Consider the following 19,752-nt stretch of genomic DNA (forward strand, 5'->3'; position numbering starts at 1 on the left):
CGCCTTTTTTTTATTTGAAATCAGAACTTTTTTTCTTACATTAAAACGATGAAAAAACAGAGCATTACAGTTAATTTACTTGAATTCGATGTGTATATTGGTGGTTTGCACCAGGATGATTCTATCTTATTTATTGCTTCATCAGATTCCGACACCAAACCTGTGGTTATTAAATTGGTTGCAGATTTTATAAAAAATGGCTATCGTATAATACACATTCATCATCTTAAGAAATATTTCGAACTCGACATATCGAAAAATAAAGTTAACACGTTCGATTTATCAGAATTTCCGATTGGGAAGATTAAAAAAGCGTTTGGGCGTTTCCTCACAAAAATGAACGGGAAATACTTTTTGCTTTTAGACTCGCTTTCGGGTTTACAGAAAGATATTAAAAATGAAGAAGATATCGTTTTTCTTTATAATTCCTTCATCCAAGAAGCAAAAAAGAAAAATATCCCGCTTCTTGCAACTTTAGGAAGGTCATTTTTTTCAATTGAATCGATTGCAAAAATCAAAGATAGTGCCTCGGTCGTTTTGGATGTCTGTAAACATCAAAATGAATTGTACTTCAATCTGATAAACAGCAAAGAGAGATATCTTCCGTTAAGGATGAGTCCCTTAAAATTTGATTTAAAATCTGATAAATTTTCTTCTCATGAGGCAGAGCTTTCCGTAGAACCGATGGGAGATTTTATCCCTTCCACTTTTACACCCAAAGATATATTTCAAAACTCATTTCGAAATGCTTCCGATGCGATGATGGTGTTTGAATGGGGAGGTAACTTCAGAGAAGTAAATTCTAAGTTAATTGAAATAATGGGTTATTCTGCTGATGAACTAAAAATTCTTAATCTGTTTGAAATACTTGCGCCCGGTTATAAATATGCCGCATTAAAATTTTATAAGAGTTTAAAGAATAGGAAAATACAATCTTTAAATACTATTGTTCGAAAAAAGAATAATAAATTATTGCCGGTAGAAATTACCTTTTCAAATTTACACGATGGTTATTTCCTGGCTATCATTCGTGATCGCTCTCAACAAATCGCACTCGAAAATGAATTGAGATATGATAATTTAAAATATCAACGGATATTGGAGGAGTCAAATTTAGCAGTAGCAGTTTACGAGAAAGAAAATTGTTTTTACTTCAATTCTCAATTCAAAAAGATGTTTGGAAATGAGAGTGATGAAGTTTGGCAGGATTCTAAACTAAAGGATATATTTACTCAAAATAATTTAAAAACAGTACGGCAGATAATTAAAAAATCTGAAACAACCAATGCAGCAGTTACTGCGGAACTGAAATTAGCTAAATCTGATAGTACGGTGTTCGAATGTGAGGTAGCATTTACTCCAATCCAAATTGCTAATAAAAAATTAATTCAAATCGGTTTTTTCGATATCACTTTGCATAAAAATATTGTTGAAGAACTTCAGATATCTGAGCAAAAATTTAAAAACTTCTTTGAATCATCTCCTATCCCTTTGGCAGTAGTGCGTGATAATGTTTTCCGGTTTTGTAATCAAGCGTTTATGAATTTATTTTTATTTAATACTCTTGAACAGGTAATTGGAAAAGAAAAGACCCTCATCGGAATAAAATTAGAAGAACCTGAAACAAAAAAACAAAAACGGGGAAAGAAAAATATTGTCAACTCCTTTACTTTTAATGCACTTAAAGCAGATGGTACTGTTTTTAATGCTGAAATGGTTAGCTCGGCGATAACTTATAACGGAGAAATCGCATTGTTAGAATTTTATCAGGACATTACACAACGCGTAGCCGTAGGTAACGATCTGAAGCTCAGAACCCGTGAGTTCAAACTACTCGATAGTATTCTTGATGATGTTCACACGACTCTCGAAATTGAAAGTATTTCTGAGAAAACCTTAAAAACAATAACCGAGCATCTCAATTGGAATATTGCCGGTTTTTATATAAAAGACGAGAAGAACGATTTCACACTCAGCAGCCATAAAGGGATGTCGGAAAATTTATTAGCATTAATGAATAAATTCAATTCTGAAGAGGGAATTGGTGGCTTTATCAGTAAGACACAGGAGCCAAAAATAATTTCGATGGATTCGTATCCGAGTTATTTGCCTCACAGTTCAACATTTACAAAAGAAAAAATTTCCACTGTTTGTTTTATTCCGTTAATCTCGGATTATAAAGTTAATGGTTTTATATTGCTCGCATCACGTAAACCGCTTGAACTTGATACGTATTCTCTTAATCTTTTGCGCTCGCTTTGTGGGCATATAGGTTCTGCGGTTGCAAATGCTATTAGTTATAATAACTTAATGCAGATAAAAGACCGCTACGAGAACTTAATCGGCTCTATATCTGATGTGCTTTATTTCGGAACAGGAAATGAAATGTTCTTATATATCAGTCCTAATATCGAAAATTTTATCGGCTATAAACCTAAAGATTATGCACGCAATAAAACTTTGTGGCTAAGTACAATTCATCCGGACGATAAAAAAATAATATTTCTGAGAAATGCGAACTTGAATGATTACAAAGATTCGGTTGGTATCGAGTACAGGGTTTTACCAAAAGGTAAAGCCGAATATGTTTGGATACATGATTCAATAACAATTTCCAAAAACGACGCAGGTGAAATTGAAAGTGTTTACGGGATATTAAGTAATATCAACGAGAGGAAAAATTTAGAAGAAATTTTACGTAAGACTGAACAATTTAAATCAGGAATATTATCAGGGATACGCGAAGGTGTAGTCGTTCTCGATAGCAATTTTAATTTTATCGAGTGGAACGAGGCAATGGTAAATATTACAGGTTTAACCCGAATTGATATACTCGGGAAAAACATAAACGAGTTGTCATCGAATTATTTCGGATATGATATCGAAAAATATCTGAAATTGGCGATTGAAGGTCAAGTGGTTAGTTCAGATGATATTCCTTACAAAATTACTGAAACCCAAAAGGAAGGTTACTTATGGGGAAGATATGCTCCATTAGAATCTAATGATGGAAACATCGTCGGCGTAGTTGCAATTATAACAGATATCACAAGGAGAAAAAAATTAGAAGAGGATATCAAAAATTCCGAACAGCTTTTACGTAACGTTATCGATACGATGGGCGATTTGTTCGTTCTGACTGATTTGCGAGGACGGGTGCTTCAGGTAAACAAGGAGTTTACCAATGCGCTTGGATTTACAAAATCGGAGGCTGCCGGGAAAGAATTCCCTTACCCCTGGCTGCTTGATGAAGAAATGAACCGGTTCGTGATTTGGATTTCGAGCTTAAGGTCGAAGAATTATCTACACGATTTCGATATGACCTGGCAAACTAATAATGGTGAAAAAATTCCGATAAGTTTGAATACCACACTGCTTCGTAATGCTTACGGTGAACCGATAGCGATGCTGAATCTTGCACGTAACATATCCGAGCGTTACAGGATGGCATTAGAGTTAGCAGATCGCAATAAACAGATAGAAGCGATTAATCAAATAATCCAAACTGCTAACCAAACTATGGATTATGAAAAGATATTTCAGGTTTTTGCAAACAAAGTTTATGAAATAATTCTGTACGACCGTATCGAAACCTGTTTACTGAACGACAATCAGGTAATAACATTAGGCGAAATTGTAAAACCGGCTGGTGTATTCAGTTCCGGTTCTATAAAGGATTTGAATAGCAGCATCTCAAAAATTGCCTTGCATAGCAAAAAGCCCATCGTTTCATTCGATGTGAATGTTGATGAAAGATTCATCATACATAATGTTGTTGAAACGGAATATAACTCTTTGATATCTGCTCCATTTTTATCGAAAGGTGAAATTCTCGGCACAATCAATCTATATTCACAGGAAGTAAATGCATTCAGTGAGAATGTGCTCGATAGAATTAAACCTTTTGTTGAACAGATTGGAGCGATTATTGACCGTATTTTGTTATTCAGGAAAGTCAGCGACGATGCGGCATACATATACAATCTCTTAAACTCCATCGATAAAGTTATTTTCACAGTCGATACCGATTTACGAATCAATGAGGTTAACAAAGCATGGTTCGACTTCATCACCAAAGTACGCGGCGAATCGAAGAAGTCTTATACCGGCGCATTTTTGCTTGATGAAATTCCTGATAATATATTTACCGACGAATACGTTCAGCTATCAAAAAGAATTCTTGATGGTTCCTTAAAATATGTCAACAAGGAATTCGAATTCAAAACAGATTCCGAGCGTTATAATTACTATCTTACTATTCATCCGATGATTATCGGCGGAAGAATTACAGGAGCTGTTTTTACACAGACAGATATTACTGATCTGAAACGAACTGAAGAAGAACTTAAAAAACGTAATGACCAACTGCTTGACTTGAATGTAATTTCCGCTAACATTTCGTCCTCTTTTAATCTCGAAACAATTTTCAATACAGCTTTACCTCATATCATACGTTTTAACAAAGCTGATTATATTTTATTATATCTTGCCGATGTGCAGAATAATTTTTTAACTCTTAGAAAACAAATTGGGTTACCTGAATCTTTCAACAATCTACCGTTGAAGATTGAAGGATTGCCATTTGGAAATATAGGAAATCGGACACATTTGTTTATTAATAACGATGTTAAATATGATTCTCGAGTATCTGAAATAATTAAAAATTATCTCAAAGATATTCAAGTTTCTGCCCTTGCCGAAATTTCCTTGAAATCAGGAGACAAAACTGTCGGTATTATACAAATTTTCTTCAAAGAACCATACGAATTTACAACACAGGAAACACAACTGTTTTCTTTAATCGGCAACCAACTTGGAACATCAATCGAGAATGCGTTATTATACTCTGAATTGCAATCACAATTCGAGAGACTGAATATTTTATACGAATTAAGCCAGCACTTGACCGCTACTTTGGATATTGACCAAGTCTTAAATAATGTTTACGAACAACTCGCAAAGATAATTGATTTTGAAGAATTCTTTATTCATTTAATTGATGAATCGAGGATGGCTCAGTCAACTGTAATGCATATTGCGACTGTCGCCGGCGATAAAATATACTTCCCTAAAATCAATCAACAGATAAGCATCAAAGTTGGCTCTCCGGTTTGGAAAGTCATTACTTCCAAACAATCATTATCGGAAATTAACGAAAAGGGAGAAATACTGACTTACATTCCGATGGTTTCTAAAAATAATGTTACAGGATTACTCTCGTTGAAATCGAAAACACATACTTATTCTGATACTGAACTTCGTTTGTTAGAAAATGTATGCAGTTTAACGGCAATGGCTATCGAGAAATCAAAATTATACGATGAAACCGTTCAGAAATCATTAGAAATCCAGCGTCGAAATCGGGAACTCGATGACTTTACCTATGTCGTTTCGCACGATTTGAAAGAGCCACTTATCAGTATCGAAGGGTATAGTCAAATTTTGAATGAAGAATATAAATCTATTCTGCAGGGAGACCCGGCTGAGTTTTTACACTCAATTGTTCAGGCATCTTCAAGAATGAAAAATTTAATTGATGACCTTTTAATGCTTTCGAGAATCGGACGTGTATCAGAGTCGTTTAAAGAAGTTAAGCTTTCAAGCGTTATAGATGATGTGGAAATTGATTTGTTGTATGCTATTCAATCAAAGGGAGTAAAGATAATAAAACCAAACTTTCTACCTGAAGTATTCGGCAATGCAACGCAGCTAAAAATTGTTTTTAGAAATCTGTTATCTAACGCAATCAAATTTCTGAATACTGATTTACCTGAAGTAGAAATAGGTTGCAGCGATTACAATGATGATAAATATCTTTGCTTCGTTAAAGATAATGGAATAGGAATCGAAGAGAAGTATTTTGAAAAAATATTTGTAATATTTCAGCGGCTGCATAGTAAAGAAGAATACGAAGGCACCGGCGCCGGATTAGCTATTGTGAAAATAATTATCGAAATGCACAGATGTAAAATATGGGTAGAGTCAAAAATTGGCAAAGGTACTACCTTCTATTTTACACTGCCAAAAGTTCTTAACCAATAAGAAATGAGAAATCTATATGCAAGAAAATAAAATTGTTATATTGCTCGTTGAAGATAACAAAGATTTTGCGAGATTGGTAGAGATTTATTTAAAAAAATTTGAAAAAGATAAGTTCATAATAATATGGCGTGAAAACGGTACAGCGGCTTTGCAAGAAGCAGAGAACAACAAAGAAATCGACATTGTGCTGATGGATTATTTTTTACCGGGAATGAACGGGCTGGAAATCACTAAAGTGATGCAAGAAAAGCATATTAATTTACCGATAATATTTTTAACAGTAAATAAAGATTTTGAACTGGCTCTCGAAGTACTACGGTACAAGGTCGATGACTATCTGGTCAAAGAGGAAATTACTTCACCGGTGCTTCCAAAAACTATCATCGAAATTTTAGAAAAACAGAAATTAAAAAACCAATTGATGGAATTGGAAGTAAAACAAAAACGCGTCGAAGTATTGCAAAATATTGTAGCGCAAGTGGTGAAAAATATTTCTGAACCACTACAGACAATCGGCCAACAAGTTCAACATCTCAATTCTAATCCTGATAATGAGGAGGTAAAACCCTATTTGAAAATAATAAGCGATAACTTTCAGAGGGTTATTAGTAAATTCGAAAAGATAAAAAATCTGAAGCAGGACAAAACTATTACATACATCAAAGGGATAAAAATGATAGATTTAACAGAATAACGCAAATTGTAATTAGATTCATATTTTTGTAAATTAGAAGCCAGGAATGCAAAAACTTTTGAAAAATATTATCAGTGTAATAGTAAATATCATAGTCCTATCTTCGATTAGTTTCTCTCAAAATTTTGTAGTACATACTCATAAATCAAATTATGAGATATTTCAAATGTTATCTTCAAATCTCGCGGATTCCTTGATAAACCAAAATGGGCTAAAACAGGGAGATTCGATAACATTTGGGATGATTTCAACACCGAACGATTGGTTTGTTGAAAACCAAATAATTAGAACATTGCAAGGTAAAAGTATTATTGATGTGCCACTTATAGCTTCCGGTGAAGGTTCACAAATGCAAATCGAGTGTGCAGTATCAAAGATATTTGTGAATTATTCAGATATTTACAGAGATGGTTTTTTAGGAAACAAGAAAGTAACCCGCTCAATCGGAATAGAATTATCGGGTAAGATTTTGGATAAAAATAAAATAAAAATTATACAACCAATTTATACTACATATAAAGACACTGTTTTATTCAGTTCGATAAACAGTTTAGAAGAACAATATATACCAGCAACCAAGGGAATAATTCCCGACGACAATATAATCGAAAAATTGATTATTCCTTCCGTCGTTGTTTCATCTGTTGCAATAATAACTTATTTATTTTTCACTTTAAGGAATTAATTAAAAATGAAATTATTTTATTCGATAATGAAAGCTGTTTTAACAATTACAACTTTAACATTATTCATATCGTGCAGTTCATCGAAAGTAGAAAAGAGTTTAACTGCCGAAGAGCATTTTGATTTGGGAATGAACGAGTTTAATGATGCAAATTATCTCGAAGCAATCAACGAGTTCACTGTTATAACTTTGCAGTTTCCCGGTAGTGCAGTATCCGATGATGCACAGTTTTATTTGGGTGAATGTCGTTTCATGCGAGAAGAGTATTTGCTTGCTTCTTATGAGTATGAAGTTCTAAAAAAAAATATGCCCGCCAGTCCGTTAGTGTCGCAAGCCCAATATAAAATCGCACTGTGTAATTATCAGCTATCACCAAAATATTCTCTTGATCAATCGTTTGCTTTAAAAGCCATCGATGAGTTTCAGGCATTCATCGAATATTTTCCTGCCGATACGTTAGTTACGAACGCTGAAACCAAAATTTATGAATTGCGTGATAGGTTAGCGGAAAAGGAATATCAAACAGCCGTTCTCTACATGAAAATGGAATATTACAAAGCGGCGACAATATATTTCGATAATGTTTTAGAGAATTATCACGATAGCCAATATGCTGAAAAATCTTATGTCGGCAAAATCGAAACATTGATGAAACGTAAAAAACGCGAAGAAGCTTTTGCTGAAGCTGAAAAATTATTTTCACGTTATCCAAATACAACCTATCGAGGGAAAATAGATTCGTTACTCAAAGGTTCGTTATGAAAAAAGCTTGTAAAAATGTGAAGGAATCTCAGATAGAAATGACCGAGCTTGTCCTTCCGAACGACACTAATCAATTAGGAAATTTATTAGGCGGACGATTAATGCATTGGATGGATATTGCTGCTGCAATCGCCGCACAACGGCATACAAACCGAGTTTGTGTAACTGCCGCTGTCGATCAAATGGAATTTCATCATCCAATCAGATTGGGAGAAATTGTGAACTTAAAAGCTTCTGTGAATCGGGCTTTTAATACATCTTTGGAAGTAGGCGTTAAGGTGATTGCTGAAAATCAACTTACCGGAGGGTCGAAAATTGCTAACTCCGCTTATTTTACTTTTGTTGCACTTGACGAACTTAAAAACCGGGTAAAGGTCTGCGCCATAAAACCCCAATCCAGAGAAGAGAAACGGCGTTATAAAGAGGCAGCTATCAGACGAAAGCATAGATTAGCGGGTATCCGAACTGGAGGATCGTAATTACAAAATAATGGTTGTTGCTCTCGATATATTCTATACTACTTTCCTTAATCCTCGAAAATTATTAGTGAGTTTGTTCATTATCAATTTCCTTGAATTATCGGTAATGTATTCTCAACGACATCCCTCCACTTTTTCTACCGTCATCGGTTTGAATGTTAGCAGGGGAAACGAATATTTACTCAAAGGCGATTTTAACGGCGACGGTGTTACTGATATTGCTTCTTATGGTTCTAAATTTATTTCAATCTCTTTTGCTATTAACGATTCTACCGAATGGGACACAAAATCGTTCTTAACTGATTTTAAAATTATGAGTGCTGTAACCGCCGATTTTAACAAAGATGGTCACGATGATATTGCTGCCTTATCTGCTGATAAGCGTTTATTGAAAATTTACCTCTCACGCAAGCCCGATTCTCTAGTTTATAAATGGAAAACTGAGTTTGCACAGAGTTACGATTTCATCAAAACTGCGGATATAAATTATGATGGCAAAGCAGATATTTTACTCTACGGTAAAAATGTTCTCGGCTTAACTGTTTTATTGGGCCGCGGTGATGGTACATTCAGACCACCTCAGGTCATTTTATCCGATTATTCTTTCAGTTCAGTCGGTGTGCATGATTTTAACGGTGATGACCTGCCTGATCTATTTTGTGTTAATTGGGTTTCGAATGAAGTTCAATTATTTTCATCCTATGCACAGTTGAGATATCTCTTACCATCGACTATAACTTTCAGCGATGAACCTCATGAAGTAACGCCGGCATTTATCAACCCCGATGATTTGATCGATTTGATTGTAACTTTTAAAGATAAACCTATTTTGAAAACTTATTTAGGTAATGGTTTCGGAAATTTTGAACTCTATCAAAATTTAGAACTCCTCTATCCCGTCGATAAAATTTTGGGAGATGATATTAATAACACGGGCTCTATCGATTTACTCCTCTTTAACAAAACTTTTAAATATCTTTCGCTTTGGCAAAAAGATACAACAGGTTTGTTTGCCGTAAGAACCATTTATAGTGCGGGTAAAAATCCTAATGATGTATTCTTGTTTACTAATCGGACATCAGATTATCTAAGTCTTGCGATTGCATCACCTCTTGAAAAAAAAATATTTCTAGTTGATAATTCAAATTCAAATTCCCAACTTAATAGCGAAGCTAATTACATTACCGGATTGCTTCCAACCGGTTTACGTGCATACGATGTAACAAAAAACGGAAATATAGATATAATTCTCGCAAATCAAGGTTCCAAATCTGTTTCTTATTTTGAGAACAAAGGCGGGGGTGTTTTTACAGGACAGGTAAGTTTCCCGATCGCAAGTGAAAAACCAAACTCTCTCACAGTCCTTCATAAAAATTCTGATCGGATGTATGCAATTACTTCGCATTCATCAACTTCACAGATAGCTGTTACAGAAATTGATTTTACAGATTACACCAGTTCGACTTATGCGATATCAACAAGTCCGTTTCCGACAGTTATGGATGTTACAGTATCAAAATCAACAGGATTTTTAAATATTTTTGTTAATACAACTGAACCCGAACAAAAATACTTTCAATTCTTCAATTTCGAACAGATTGGTAAAACAAAATATCTTGAAAAGGAGCTGTTAAATTTAGAGACTCCCAAAATACGGGGCGGTTTTATTTTAAATGCTGCACAATCTGTCGGAAATAATTTTATTTACATTAAAGAAATATCTAATAATAATCTGAACTTATGCTCGAAAAATACAAACGGTACGCAGAAACCTACCAAAGGCAAATGTTACTATTCAATTAAAGATACCACGATCCAAAAAGTTCTGTTCAGCAAAGGTGATTTGAATAATGACAAGTATCAAGATTTGATTATTTATTCACCAAGTTCAAAAGAATTGTTACTATCACTCAACAACAACGATACTTCCTTTTATCAACCGCATCAAAGATTAAAAAACATAAAGCTGAATAGCGTTTCCGATGTACAGGTTTGTGATTTTGATGGTGATAATAAAAACGATTTGATAGTTGCAAATTACCACACCCGGACGTTACAGCTTTATTCAGGAAAAGGTGATGGTAGTTTCTCGCCACCTAAACGTTTGTTAGGTATCGAAGCTGTCAGCAGTTTTGTAGTAAGCGATTTCAACAACGATATGATTCCTGATTTGGCATTAAGTTACTCTGAAGACGGTTTTATTAAAATTATTTACGGACAAAAATAGTGTTTAAAAGAATATCAAATATATTATTAATTATTGTATTACTTGCGGCAAACACTCCTTCAGGATTTGTTTATGCTCAACAATCTCTATCAATTACAGAGCAACAGTCCTTCGTTGAAAAAATTAAAGAGTGGCGGCAAACAAATTCAATCAAAATATTAGATGATGAACATCAACCGAAATGCGGACTTAGTTTAGCGTTTGAAATTTTACATGCTTATCCTAATATGTCTTTAAATTATCAAAAAACAATTAGCCAGTTATTAGAGCCTCCATACAGGCAAACAAACAAGAGTTTAGGTTTCTTTACAGTATATTACGATACAATAGGTTACCACGTTCCCTCATTATTGACGCCGTCAACACCACCCCGACGAATGCTCAGTGATACAAATTACGTTAAGAATCATTCCGACTCGATGCGTGTAATTACGGAGTATGTTGATTCGACACTTCATATCTTTAATTCGGTCTGGAAATCATTTGTGGATGTAATGGGATATATGCGCCCACCATTTGAATCAGGTTATGATAAATATAATATTGTTTTGACTGAACTTGGCGGCGGATTGTATGGACAGACAGTTCCGAACGGTAATCCGATTAATCCCGGTGAATTTCCTCCAAGATATTCTTCATACATCGAAATCGATAACGATTTTATTGCAGTATATCCATCAAGTCGTGGATTGCCAGGATTGCGAGTTACAGCGGCACACGAGTTTCATCACGCAATTCAGCTCGGAAGCTACGGTTATCGTGAAGCCGACCGCTACTTTTATGAAATAACAAGTACGTGGATGGAAGATGTTTTGTACAACGGTGTGAACGATTATTATCAATACATTAAAAATTCGTCGGGTGCACCGCGTGGACATTTTGCAGAACCTAACAAATCTTTTTTGGCAACTGATGGGTTGATTGAATACAGTCGTGCGATTTGGGGAAAATTTGTTGAAGAAAAATATTCCGCTTCAATTATGCGTCGCGCTTGGGAGGGTATGCGTAGTTTTAACAGCATTAAGTCGCTCGATAATGCTCTTATTGAAGTAAATTCCACTCTCCGAATTGCGTTTGTTGAGTTCGCAAAATGGAATTACTTTACTGCAGGCCGCTCGCTTTCCGGAAAATATTATTCAGAAGCTTCAGGTTATCCATTAATTAAAGAAAGAGCTGAAATCGAAATGACCGGTACCTCACGCACATACAATGACAGCACCGAAACGTTTTCTTCTATATATCTCTCTGTATTATTTAATGAAACTCCGGTTCAAATAATTACTACAAATATTAATCAAGATGCTGCCGAAGCTGGAAATAAGGATAACAAAAAATATTCTCTCCTACTTCGCACAAGTCAGCTAGATGGTTATCGTGAATTAGTTTCCGGTCTGTTTGCAAAAATTAATGTTGGTGATCCTCAAAACTGGACTTTTACATCGGTGGGGCAGGCGCCTGTTATCTCCTCGTTAACAGTCTATCCAAATCCTTATGTAATCGATGGTGGCGGAAAAATTCACATCGAGCTTCCTCCGGCAGGTGCAAAATTATACATTTATAGCTCTGATATGTCGTTAGTTTTCTCAAAAGATTTCCCATCAGACGATAAAGAACAAACAATACAATGGGATGCAAAAGATGATAATGGAATAAGAATAACATCCGGTATTTATTTCTATGTTGCCGTGTCTAACAATAAAGAATATGTCGGTAAAATTGCAGTAGTACGAAAGTAATGGATATAAAATTAGAGATTCAAAATATAAAAAAGATATTTAACGGCAGGAAAGTATTTTCCGATATTAATTTTAAGTTAGAGAATAAATCCGCTTTAGCAATTACCGGACGAAATGGTTCCGGGAAATCGACGCTTGTGAAAATACTTGCCGGTGTCCTTTCGCCGACAAACGGGCAGGTGGACTTTTATCTGAACGGCAAGTCGATTGATGTACAGAACCGCTTTCAATATTTTGGATTTGTCGCCCCCTATCTTCAGATGTATGACGAGTTTACTGCTATGGAAAACCTTGAACTGTTTGCACGTATCCGGAGTATCGAAGTGGACAAAGATTATATCGACTTACTTCTGAAACGAGTAAATCTTTACGAACGGAAGGATAGCTATGTTCGCGAGTATTCTTCAGGGATGAAACAGCGTTTAAAATATGCTTTTGCTTTATTACACAAGCCGCCACTTCTTATACTCGATGAACCTCGCTCAAATTTAGATGCCGAAGGAATAGCGGTGGTCTATCAGATTATACAGGAACAGAAACAAAGCGGCTGCGTGATTGTTGCAACGAACGATTCTGAAGATATTCAATTCTGCAATCAAGAAATTGATCTTAACCAATTCAGAAATAAAGCGAAATGAATAAAATCTTCAACATAAATTCTGCACTCACGATATTTATCAAAGACTTCCGTTCGGAATTACGCACCCGTTACGCTTTGAACGCTTTGATTATGTTCGTAATTACTACTCTTGCAATAATCTTATTTGCCGTCGCAAACGAAACTCCTTCAATCGAAATATCTGCAGGAATTCTATGGATAGTAATTTTCTTCTCTGCGATGTCGGGAATGGCACGCACTTTCGTAAGCGAAGAGGAGAGGGGAACTGTGATGACACTTCATCTCATTGCTAAACCATCCACTGTATTTTTCGGTAAATTGTTGTTCAACTTAATACTGTTATTTCTGATGAATATATTTACGGTGGTGTTGTATCTTATTTTAATTCCGAGTTTTATAATAAAAAGCTATGATATTTTCCTGCTAACAATATTTTTGGGAACTATTGGCTTATCTGCCGCATCAACAATAATTGCTGCCATAATTGCAAAATCGAACACAAAGGGGACACTTTATCCTGTGCTTTCATTCCCAATTCTGTTACCATTACTAATGATTGTAATAAAATCTACTAAATCGGCACTCGAAGGTATTGAGATTGCCAAAGCAATGGGCGATTTTCAGGTTATGATAGCTTATTTTGTAGTAATTATTGCTGTATCGTATTTGTTATTCGATTATGTTTGGAAAGATTAACTTTGTTACTAAAGAAACTTTTTCGTATTTTTAAACAGAAATTTATCAAGTAAGTTTATGATATTTAAAATAATATTAGGCATTGGACTGACGTTAGTGATAATCGCAGGGATCGCATTACCGATGGTTCCCAATCCAAGTTCATTTTTTGAATTACCAATTGTTCCGGGACTCGAGGACAAAGCGAGAATCATATTCTTTCACGTCCCGACAGCGTGGGTTTGCGTAATTGCATTCATAACATCTCTCATTTATGGGATTCAATATTTGAGGACTAAAGAAATATTATATGATATCAAGTCGGTTACGGCTGCCGGATTAGGATTTTTGTTTTGTATATTAGCAACTGTAACGGGTGCAATTTGGTCGAAGTTTAGTTGGGGTGCTTTCTGGAATTGGGATCCACGCCAAACTTCTATATTTGTATTGCTGCTTATTTACGGTGCCTACTTCGCACTTCGGTCTTCGATTGAAGTTGAGGAAAAGCGTGCCTCTCTTTCGGCGGTCTATTCAATTATTGCAGGACTAACAGTTCCTTTCTTTATTTTTATAATACCTCGTATCGTCTCGAGTTTACATCCCGACCCCATCATAAATCCACAAGGGAAGATTCACATGAATCCTACGATGCTCGTAATCTTCATCGCATCGCTTACGGGTTTCACGGCTGTTTATTATTGGATGTTTAATTTGAGAGTACGTTTTGCAAAATTACAGTATCAACAACAATCGAAGGAACAGGACTAATGGAATTTTTAAATCAGAACTCATTATACATTGTATTGATTATAACTTTGATTTGCTGGTTTGGCATTTTTGGATACCTTCTATCGTTGAATAAGAAAATAAATAAATTAGAAGAAAAAATTAATAAAGAATAAAAGGCAGTAAAATGAAAATAAAAGTAATTGTAGCCAGCGTAATAATCGTTGGTGCTTTGATATTTGGTGCATCTTCGTTTTTGGAGAGTAATGTTGAGTATGGAACTTTTTCGGACGCAATGGCTACCACCAAAAAGATACAAGTTAACGGGGAGTGGGTAAAAGATATTCCAACTTCGTTCGATATTGATAAGGGGCAGTTTATTTTTTATATGAAGGATATCGACGGAAAGGCGATGAAGGTAGTGTACGACGGTGCGAAACCGAACAATTTCGAGATTGCCACAAGTGTTGTAATAAAAGGAAAATATAACAAGGATTATTTCCACGCTTCCGAAATATTGACCAAGTGTCCGTCGAAGTACGAAGCCGACCCGAACGCAGCAAAGCAAACAATGTAAGATTAATCAAGGTCTGGTGGTGTTATAGTAATTCCCGGTTTTCTGTATTAGAAAATCGATACATTAAATATTAACTGAAGTTACGCAGAATTGACTTTTTGTCATGTTGAGCGAAGCGAAACATCTAAAAATAGCCTGAATTTGAGGTTTCAGATTCTTCACTTCGTTCAGAATGACTCTTTTGCGTAACTTCAGATATTAATTTAAATAAATTATTTTGGAGGTATTATGAGGAAAATATTTTCGCGATGGCTTATGATTGCCGGTATTACAGCTACTAACAACATTCCTGTTTTTTCACAACCTTACAAACAGTTGGAGGGAATTAATCTACAAAAAACCCAAGGGATAAAAGTAATCGATCGGAAATTGTTAGACGTAAACAATATTTCATCATATTTCAGAAATAATGGAGAATTTTATTCCGATCATGCTACTTGGGGACCTGGGTTTGAATGGCCTAAAGGGAGTGGGATTAATGCTATATTTTCTTCTGCTTTGTGGATTGGAGCAAAGTATAAAGATTCTGATACGACTAAAGACATACGAGTAGCAACTGCAGGACATTTTGGAAGCGAATATAGACCAGGAAGAATTGATTCAAAGACAGGTTTCCCCGATGATTATACAAAACCAGAATATAAAATTTATAAAGTCCAACCGAATTTTGATTCTCCTAACTCAAATCCAGATTATCTAAATTGGCCTATCGAACAGGGTGCACCCTGGATTGATCTGGACAGTGATGGTAAATGGAATCCCCTCAAAGATAAGCCAGGAATACAATTTCCATTTGGTTACACAATTCCCGATATGATTTTGTTTTATGTGTACAACGATGCAGACCCAGCGGCTCATAATTGGGTTTGGGGAAGGTCGAAGCCATTAGGTGCTGAGGTAAGAAAAACCGCTTGGGCTTATACATCTTTGCCTAGTGTTCAGTTTTTAAGATTTCAGATTTATAACAAAAGTTCACGGTCATGGGATAGTACATATTTAAGTTTGTGGTCGGACCCAGATTTGGGAATTTATACCGATGATTATGCTGGATGTGATATAGGATTAGATTCAAGAGGTAAAAGACACGATTTGGGTTATTGCTATAATGGTAACGACGATGATAGTCCGAATGGATATGGGGAGAATCCGCCAGCAGTCGGTTTTAAGTTGCTTAAAGGACCTATTGCATTAAATATAATTACTGCATTTAGTGTTTCCTGTAATCCAGGTCAGGGGGGATGTATAAATTATGGTCCGCACGTTCCAGCCTCTTTTATTCAAACATATAATCAAATGATGGGGTTAACACCGGGTGGCAAACCAGTGATATCCCCCTACGGGGATACTACTAAATTTATGTTCAGTGGAGATCCGGTTACGGGTTCTGGTTGGCTTAATCAACAATCTTGGGGACCAACTGATATCAGATTTTTAATGTCAACAGGTCCATTCAATATGGCATCGGGAGATTCACAAGACGTAATATTCGCATCTTTGATTGCGCAAGGTTCAGACCGTTTAAACTCAATTACAAAATTGCGTGAACTTTCGACTAATATCCGTTATATATACGAAAATAGTTTCCAAAGCTTACCGATTGTAAAATGGAACTCAAGATATTTATCGAGTGATTCAACCTCCATCGCAGTAACCGTGAAAGCACAAGATGCAAAAGCTGTAAAGGCTATATTATACCGAGATCACGATGGATTCCAAAAAGTATTTAATCTATACGACGATGGACTGCATAACGATGGTACAGCAAACGATGGTGTATTTGGTAATAATATCAATATCTATCAATTTAAAATCCCTTGTAAATTATCTCTTGAAGTTGAGCAGATAAACGGAGAAAAAATAATATGGCAGGATGTAGCAACTCATATTACAACTGCTGGTCCGATGCAAATAGTAGATTTTAAAATTATATCAGATAACCTCAATGCAGATGGAAATGCAAACCCGGGTGAAAATATAAGATGCACATTCGGAATTAAAAATTTATCAAGAGATACACTTGCTAACTTTTCGGTGAGTTATTTTCCTTTAACTAAAAATATACAGTTCTATAAGGACTCGTTGCCAGTGATTTTTAGTGGTAATTTAATCCAAAACAGCGGTATCTTTTTGGATGCGGCAAAATTTATATCATTTAATATTACAAAAAACGCAATGGTCGATGGCACAGAAAAGATATTATTTCGAATTGTAGATAAATTTTTAAACGTGTGGTATGATACAGTCAAAATCATAATTCATAAACCTCACTTCCCACCTCAGGAAATATTTTCAACTCAACAAACCGGAGAAGCTGAAGGTGCATTCGGTTTGCGTATAATCAATCCTGAATTACTAAAAAACCATAATTACCTGATAACCATAGAAAATTTTCAAAATTCAACTCTGTTTAATTTGGTCAACAGTACCACAAATGAATCTTTGTTACTTAAACACCCATTACCAGACGAATTTGGGCATAATATACCTGTTACTGAGGGTTTTAAAATAACGCGCGGTACAACAACAACGAATAAAGGACTCAAAAATTGGAAATATACTCCATCATCTAATATTTGGTTTACAGGGATTAGAGGGCGAACGATGGATTTAAATATTGATCGCAAAGGATTTATTACTTATCCTCGTATCGGCACATATACAAACATAACAAGCGGGTTAAGTATTGATAGTTTGAGATATGTAGAAATTCATTTCGATAAAAAATATACACAAAAAGCTTATAGATACATATCAGGATTTCAAATAAGGCCGCCTCGTAAAATAATCAATTCGGATTTTAGACCATTCGTAATTGACTCAATCGGTTTTGGATATCTATATCAAGATTATCAGCAATTTCGACTCGGTATAACCGATAGCGGATTTGTTGTCCCCTTCACTGTATGGGAGGTTGACGCAAAAGAAAAGAAGCTGAGACAATTAGATGTGGGTATTGTAGAGAGGAACGATACGCTTTATAGATGGAAGAAAATTTCTCCGTCGGATTCTGTAAAAGAATATATTTACACAGGGAATGTGGATGGTAGATGGAATCCGTCACCCGACCTGAAAATCGGAAATACTTTTTATCAGCATTACGACGGCGACGAAGTAATACTAATTTATTCATCTAATTATAGCGATACTACCAAGCCTCAATATAGTTTCCGAAAAAGTGATATGAGGGAAAAGTTTCCTCAACTACCCTTAATGTATTTGGTAGCGATGAGGCGAACGAATTTGGAAAAAGATTTTAACGATGGTGATTTCTTAAGAATAAACCCATATTATCCATTACGTGAAGGAGATATTTTCTCATTCAATCCCGTTGACTTAAAAGAAGTGGTAGTTCCCTCCAATTATCGGCTCACACAAAACTATCCCAATCCATTCAACGCAGGGACAGTAATCGAATACGGTTTACCGGTTAGCGGTAAAGTTACACTCGAAGTTTACAACATACTCGGACAAATAATTGCAATACTGATTGATGTGGAAGAGAAGGTAGAAGGAAATTACTCGGTTAACTGGGATGGGAAAACTGTACGCGGAACATTTGTATCGACAGGTGTTTATTTTTACCGCATCTCAGTTTTGGGGGAGAATAGCAGCTTCGCTCAAACAAAGAAGATGATAGTAATCAGATGACTGGCTTGAAAAATGGCTCTGTAATAAATATTTTATGTTTGGAACCAAATTTTTGTGAGGCTTCGTTCATATCGGGTTTGGTTTTAAAAAATCCATAACCCGAAGCGCCACTTCCGGACATCAGAGCAAAGGCGGCTCCAAGTTCTTTTAGATGAGTTTTGATGTTTTTGATTTGTTCGTAATGTTTGAACACCACTTCTTCAAAATCATTCGTAATCAGATCGCGTAACTTTTCAGGATATTTGATATTTCCGATTAAATCGTTTTTTAAATTTGTGGTTTCCTTTTTAGGATTGATATTCACGTTCTTATATGCCCAAGCCGTTGAAACATGAATTTGAGGATTGACTAAAATTATCCAATAGGGAATATCGAGTTTAATATATTCTAATTTTTCACCTCTGCCGGTTGCATAGGCAGTTCCATCTTTGACAAAATAAGGAACATCAGAACCTAAACTTAATGCAATATCCATCAGGTTACTTATACTAATTTCCAATCCCCAAAATTTAGGTAAATGGACTAAAACCGCGGCTGCATCCGAGCTGCCACCACCCAGTCCTGCTCCGACAGGTATATTCTTCTGCAAACTTATGTGGACTCCTTTGTTTATATCATATTTCAGTTTGAGTAGCCCAGCGGCACGAAGACATAAATTATTCTCATCAACAGGGATTTCAGGATTATCACAATCCATCGATATTATATCTGAAGCAGAAAATTCTAACTCATCAAATAGGTTAATCCGATGGAATACCGTTTCAATATCATGATATCCATCCTCACGCTTTCTCAGAATCCTTAAACCTAAATTTATTTTGGCGAATGCTTTTATCTTCATTTTTTTTTGTTTAAAATACGAATCAGTTTCTGAATAAGCAA

Annotated in this window: 14 protein-coding genes; 13 read left to right on the forward strand and 1 reads right to left on the reverse strand. The window is 35.4% G+C overall.

The genetic code is table 11. From position 1 onward, the window contains the following. Window positions 1-48 precede the first annotated feature (48 nt). From QME58_02530 to QME58_02590, 13 genes are all read left to right on the forward strand, one after another. Window positions 49-6,042 carry a PAS domain S-box protein gene (locus QME58_02530; protein ID MDI6802708.1) on the forward strand — a complete coding sequence of 1,998 codons (5,994 nt, stop codon included), beginning with the start codon at window positions 49-51 and terminating at the stop codon, window positions 6,040-6,042. Between the two features lie 16 nt (window positions 6,043-6,058). Further along, window positions 6,059-6,736 carry a response regulator gene (locus tag QME58_02535; protein ID MDI6802709.1) on the forward strand — a complete coding sequence of 226 codons (678 nt, stop codon included), beginning with the start codon at window positions 6,059-6,061 and terminating at the stop codon, window positions 6,734-6,736. A 166-nt stretch (window positions 6,737-6,902) separates the two neighbouring features. After that, window positions 6,903-7,421, forward strand: coding sequence for a hypothetical protein (locus QME58_02540; protein ID MDI6802710.1), 519 nt, complete (start codon window positions 6,903-6,905; stop codon window positions 7,419-7,421). A gap of 6 nt (window positions 7,422-7,427) precedes the next feature. Beyond that, the gene (bamD, locus tag QME58_02545) at window positions 7,428-8,183 is read left to right on the forward strand and encodes an outer membrane protein assembly factor BamD (protein ID MDI6802711.1); all 756 of its coding nucleotides are present in this window, start codon (window positions 7,428-7,430) and stop codon (window positions 8,181-8,183) included. Further along, window positions 8,180-8,662, forward strand: a complete 483-nt coding sequence (locus QME58_02550; protein MDI6802712.1) for an acyl-CoA thioesterase — start codon at window positions 8,180-8,182, stop codon at window positions 8,660-8,662. Before bamD ends, QME58_02550 begins: the two co-directional genes overlap by 4 nt. Before the next feature lie 106 nt (window positions 8,663-8,768). Further along, a complete protein-coding gene (locus QME58_02555; protein MDI6802713.1) occupies window positions 8,769-10,889 on the forward strand; it encodes a VCBS repeat-containing protein in 2,121 nt (706 codons plus the stop codon). Then, on the forward strand, window positions 10,889-12,625 hold the full coding sequence (locus tag QME58_02560) for a hypothetical protein (protein ID MDI6802714.1): 1,737 nt from the start codon (window positions 10,889-10,891) through the stop codon (window positions 12,623-12,625). Before QME58_02555 ends, QME58_02560 begins: the two co-directional genes overlap by 1 nt. Beyond that, on the forward strand, window positions 12,625-13,263 hold the full coding sequence (locus tag QME58_02565) for an ABC transporter ATP-binding protein (GenBank protein MDI6802715.1): 639 nt from the start codon (window positions 12,625-12,627) through the stop codon (window positions 13,261-13,263). The genes QME58_02560 and QME58_02565 overlap by 1 nt, the downstream gene beginning before the upstream one ends. Then, on the forward strand, window positions 13,260-13,940 hold the full coding sequence (locus QME58_02570; GenBank protein ID MDI6802716.1) for a heme exporter protein CcmB: 681 nt from the start codon (window positions 13,260-13,262) through the stop codon (window positions 13,938-13,940). The genes QME58_02565 and QME58_02570 overlap by 4 nt, the downstream gene beginning before the upstream one ends. Window positions 13,941-13,997: 57 nt before the next feature. Continuing rightward, complete coding sequence (ccsA, locus tag QME58_02575; protein ID MDI6802717.1) at window positions 13,998-14,687, forward strand: cytochrome c biogenesis protein CcsA; 690 nt, start codon at window positions 13,998-14,000, stop codon at window positions 14,685-14,687. Continuing rightward, a complete protein-coding gene (locus tag QME58_02580; GenBank protein MDI6802718.1) occupies window positions 14,687-14,821 on the forward strand; it encodes a CcmD family protein in 135 nt (44 codons plus the stop codon). The genes ccsA and QME58_02580 overlap by 1 nt, the downstream gene beginning before the upstream one ends. An 11-nt stretch (window positions 14,822-14,832) precedes the next feature. Then, entirely contained in the window at window positions 14,833-15,222 is a 390-nt protein-coding gene (locus QME58_02585) for a cytochrome c maturation protein CcmE (GenBank protein ID MDI6802719.1), read from the forward strand. Window positions 15,223-15,450: 228 nt separating this feature from the next. Beyond that, the gene (locus QME58_02590; GenBank protein MDI6802720.1) at window positions 15,451-18,870 is read left to right on the forward strand and encodes a T9SS type A sorting domain-containing protein; all 3,420 of its coding nucleotides are present in this window, start codon (window positions 15,451-15,453) and stop codon (window positions 18,868-18,870) included. Here QME58_02590 and ispE read toward each other — a convergent pair. Further along, window positions 18,863-19,711, reverse strand: a complete 849-nt coding sequence (ispE, locus tag QME58_02595) for a 4-(cytidine 5'-diphospho)-2-C-methyl-D-erythritol kinase (protein ID MDI6802721.1) — start codon at window positions 19,709-19,711, stop codon at window positions 18,863-18,865. The two genes, QME58_02590 and ispE, sit on opposite strands and share 8 nt — an antisense overlap. Window positions 19,712-19,752: the final 41 nt, after the last annotated feature.

The organism is Bacteroidota bacterium (assembly GCA_030017895.1).
Taxonomy (GTDB): domain Bacteria; phylum Bacteroidota; class Ignavibacteria; order UBA10030; family BY39; genus JASEGV01.

What these genes read in the sequence shown, in the direction of transcription:
- QME58_02530 (MDI6802708.1), top strand. Translation starts at nt 49, where the DNA reads ATGAAAAAACAGAGCATTACAGTTAATTTACTTGAATTCGATGTGTAT.
- QME58_02590 (MDI6802720.1), top strand. Translation starts at nt 15,451, where the DNA reads ATGAGGAAAATATTTTCGCGATGGCTTATGATTGCCGGTATTACAGCT.
- QME58_02565 (MDI6802715.1), top strand. Translation starts at nt 12,625, where the DNA reads ATGGATATAAAATTAGAGATTCAAAATATAAAAAAGATATTTAACGGC.
- QME58_02585 (MDI6802719.1), top strand. Translation starts at nt 14,833, where the DNA reads ATGAAAATAAAAGTAATTGTAGCCAGCGTAATAATCGTTGGTGCTTTG.
- QME58_02555 (MDI6802713.1), top strand. Translation starts at nt 8,769, where the DNA reads ATGTATTCTCAACGACATCCCTCCACTTTTTCTACCGTCATCGGTTTG.
- ispE (MDI6802721.1), bottom strand. Translation starts at nt 19,711, where the DNA reads ATGAAGATAAAAGCATTCGCCAAAATAAATTTAGGTTTAAGGATTCTG.
- QME58_02580 (MDI6802718.1), top strand. Translation starts at nt 14,687, where the DNA reads ATGGAATTTTTAAATCAGAACTCATTATACATTGTATTGATTATAACT.
- bamD (MDI6802711.1), top strand. Translation starts at nt 7,428, where the DNA reads ATGAAATTATTTTATTCGATAATGAAAGCTGTTTTAACAATTACAACT.
- QME58_02570 (MDI6802716.1), top strand. Translation starts at nt 13,260, where the DNA reads ATGAATAAAATCTTCAACATAAATTCTGCACTCACGATATTTATCAAA.
- ccsA (MDI6802717.1), top strand. Translation starts at nt 13,998, where the DNA reads ATGATATTTAAAATAATATTAGGCATTGGACTGACGTTAGTGATAATC.
- QME58_02550 (MDI6802712.1), top strand. Translation starts at nt 8,180, where the DNA reads ATGAAAAAAGCTTGTAAAAATGTGAAGGAATCTCAGATAGAAATGACC.
- QME58_02535 (MDI6802709.1), top strand. Translation starts at nt 6,059, where the DNA reads ATGCAAGAAAATAAAATTGTTATATTGCTCGTTGAAGATAACAAAGAT.
- QME58_02540 (MDI6802710.1), top strand. Translation starts at nt 6,903, where the DNA reads ATGTTATCTTCAAATCTCGCGGATTCCTTGATAAACCAAAATGGGCTA.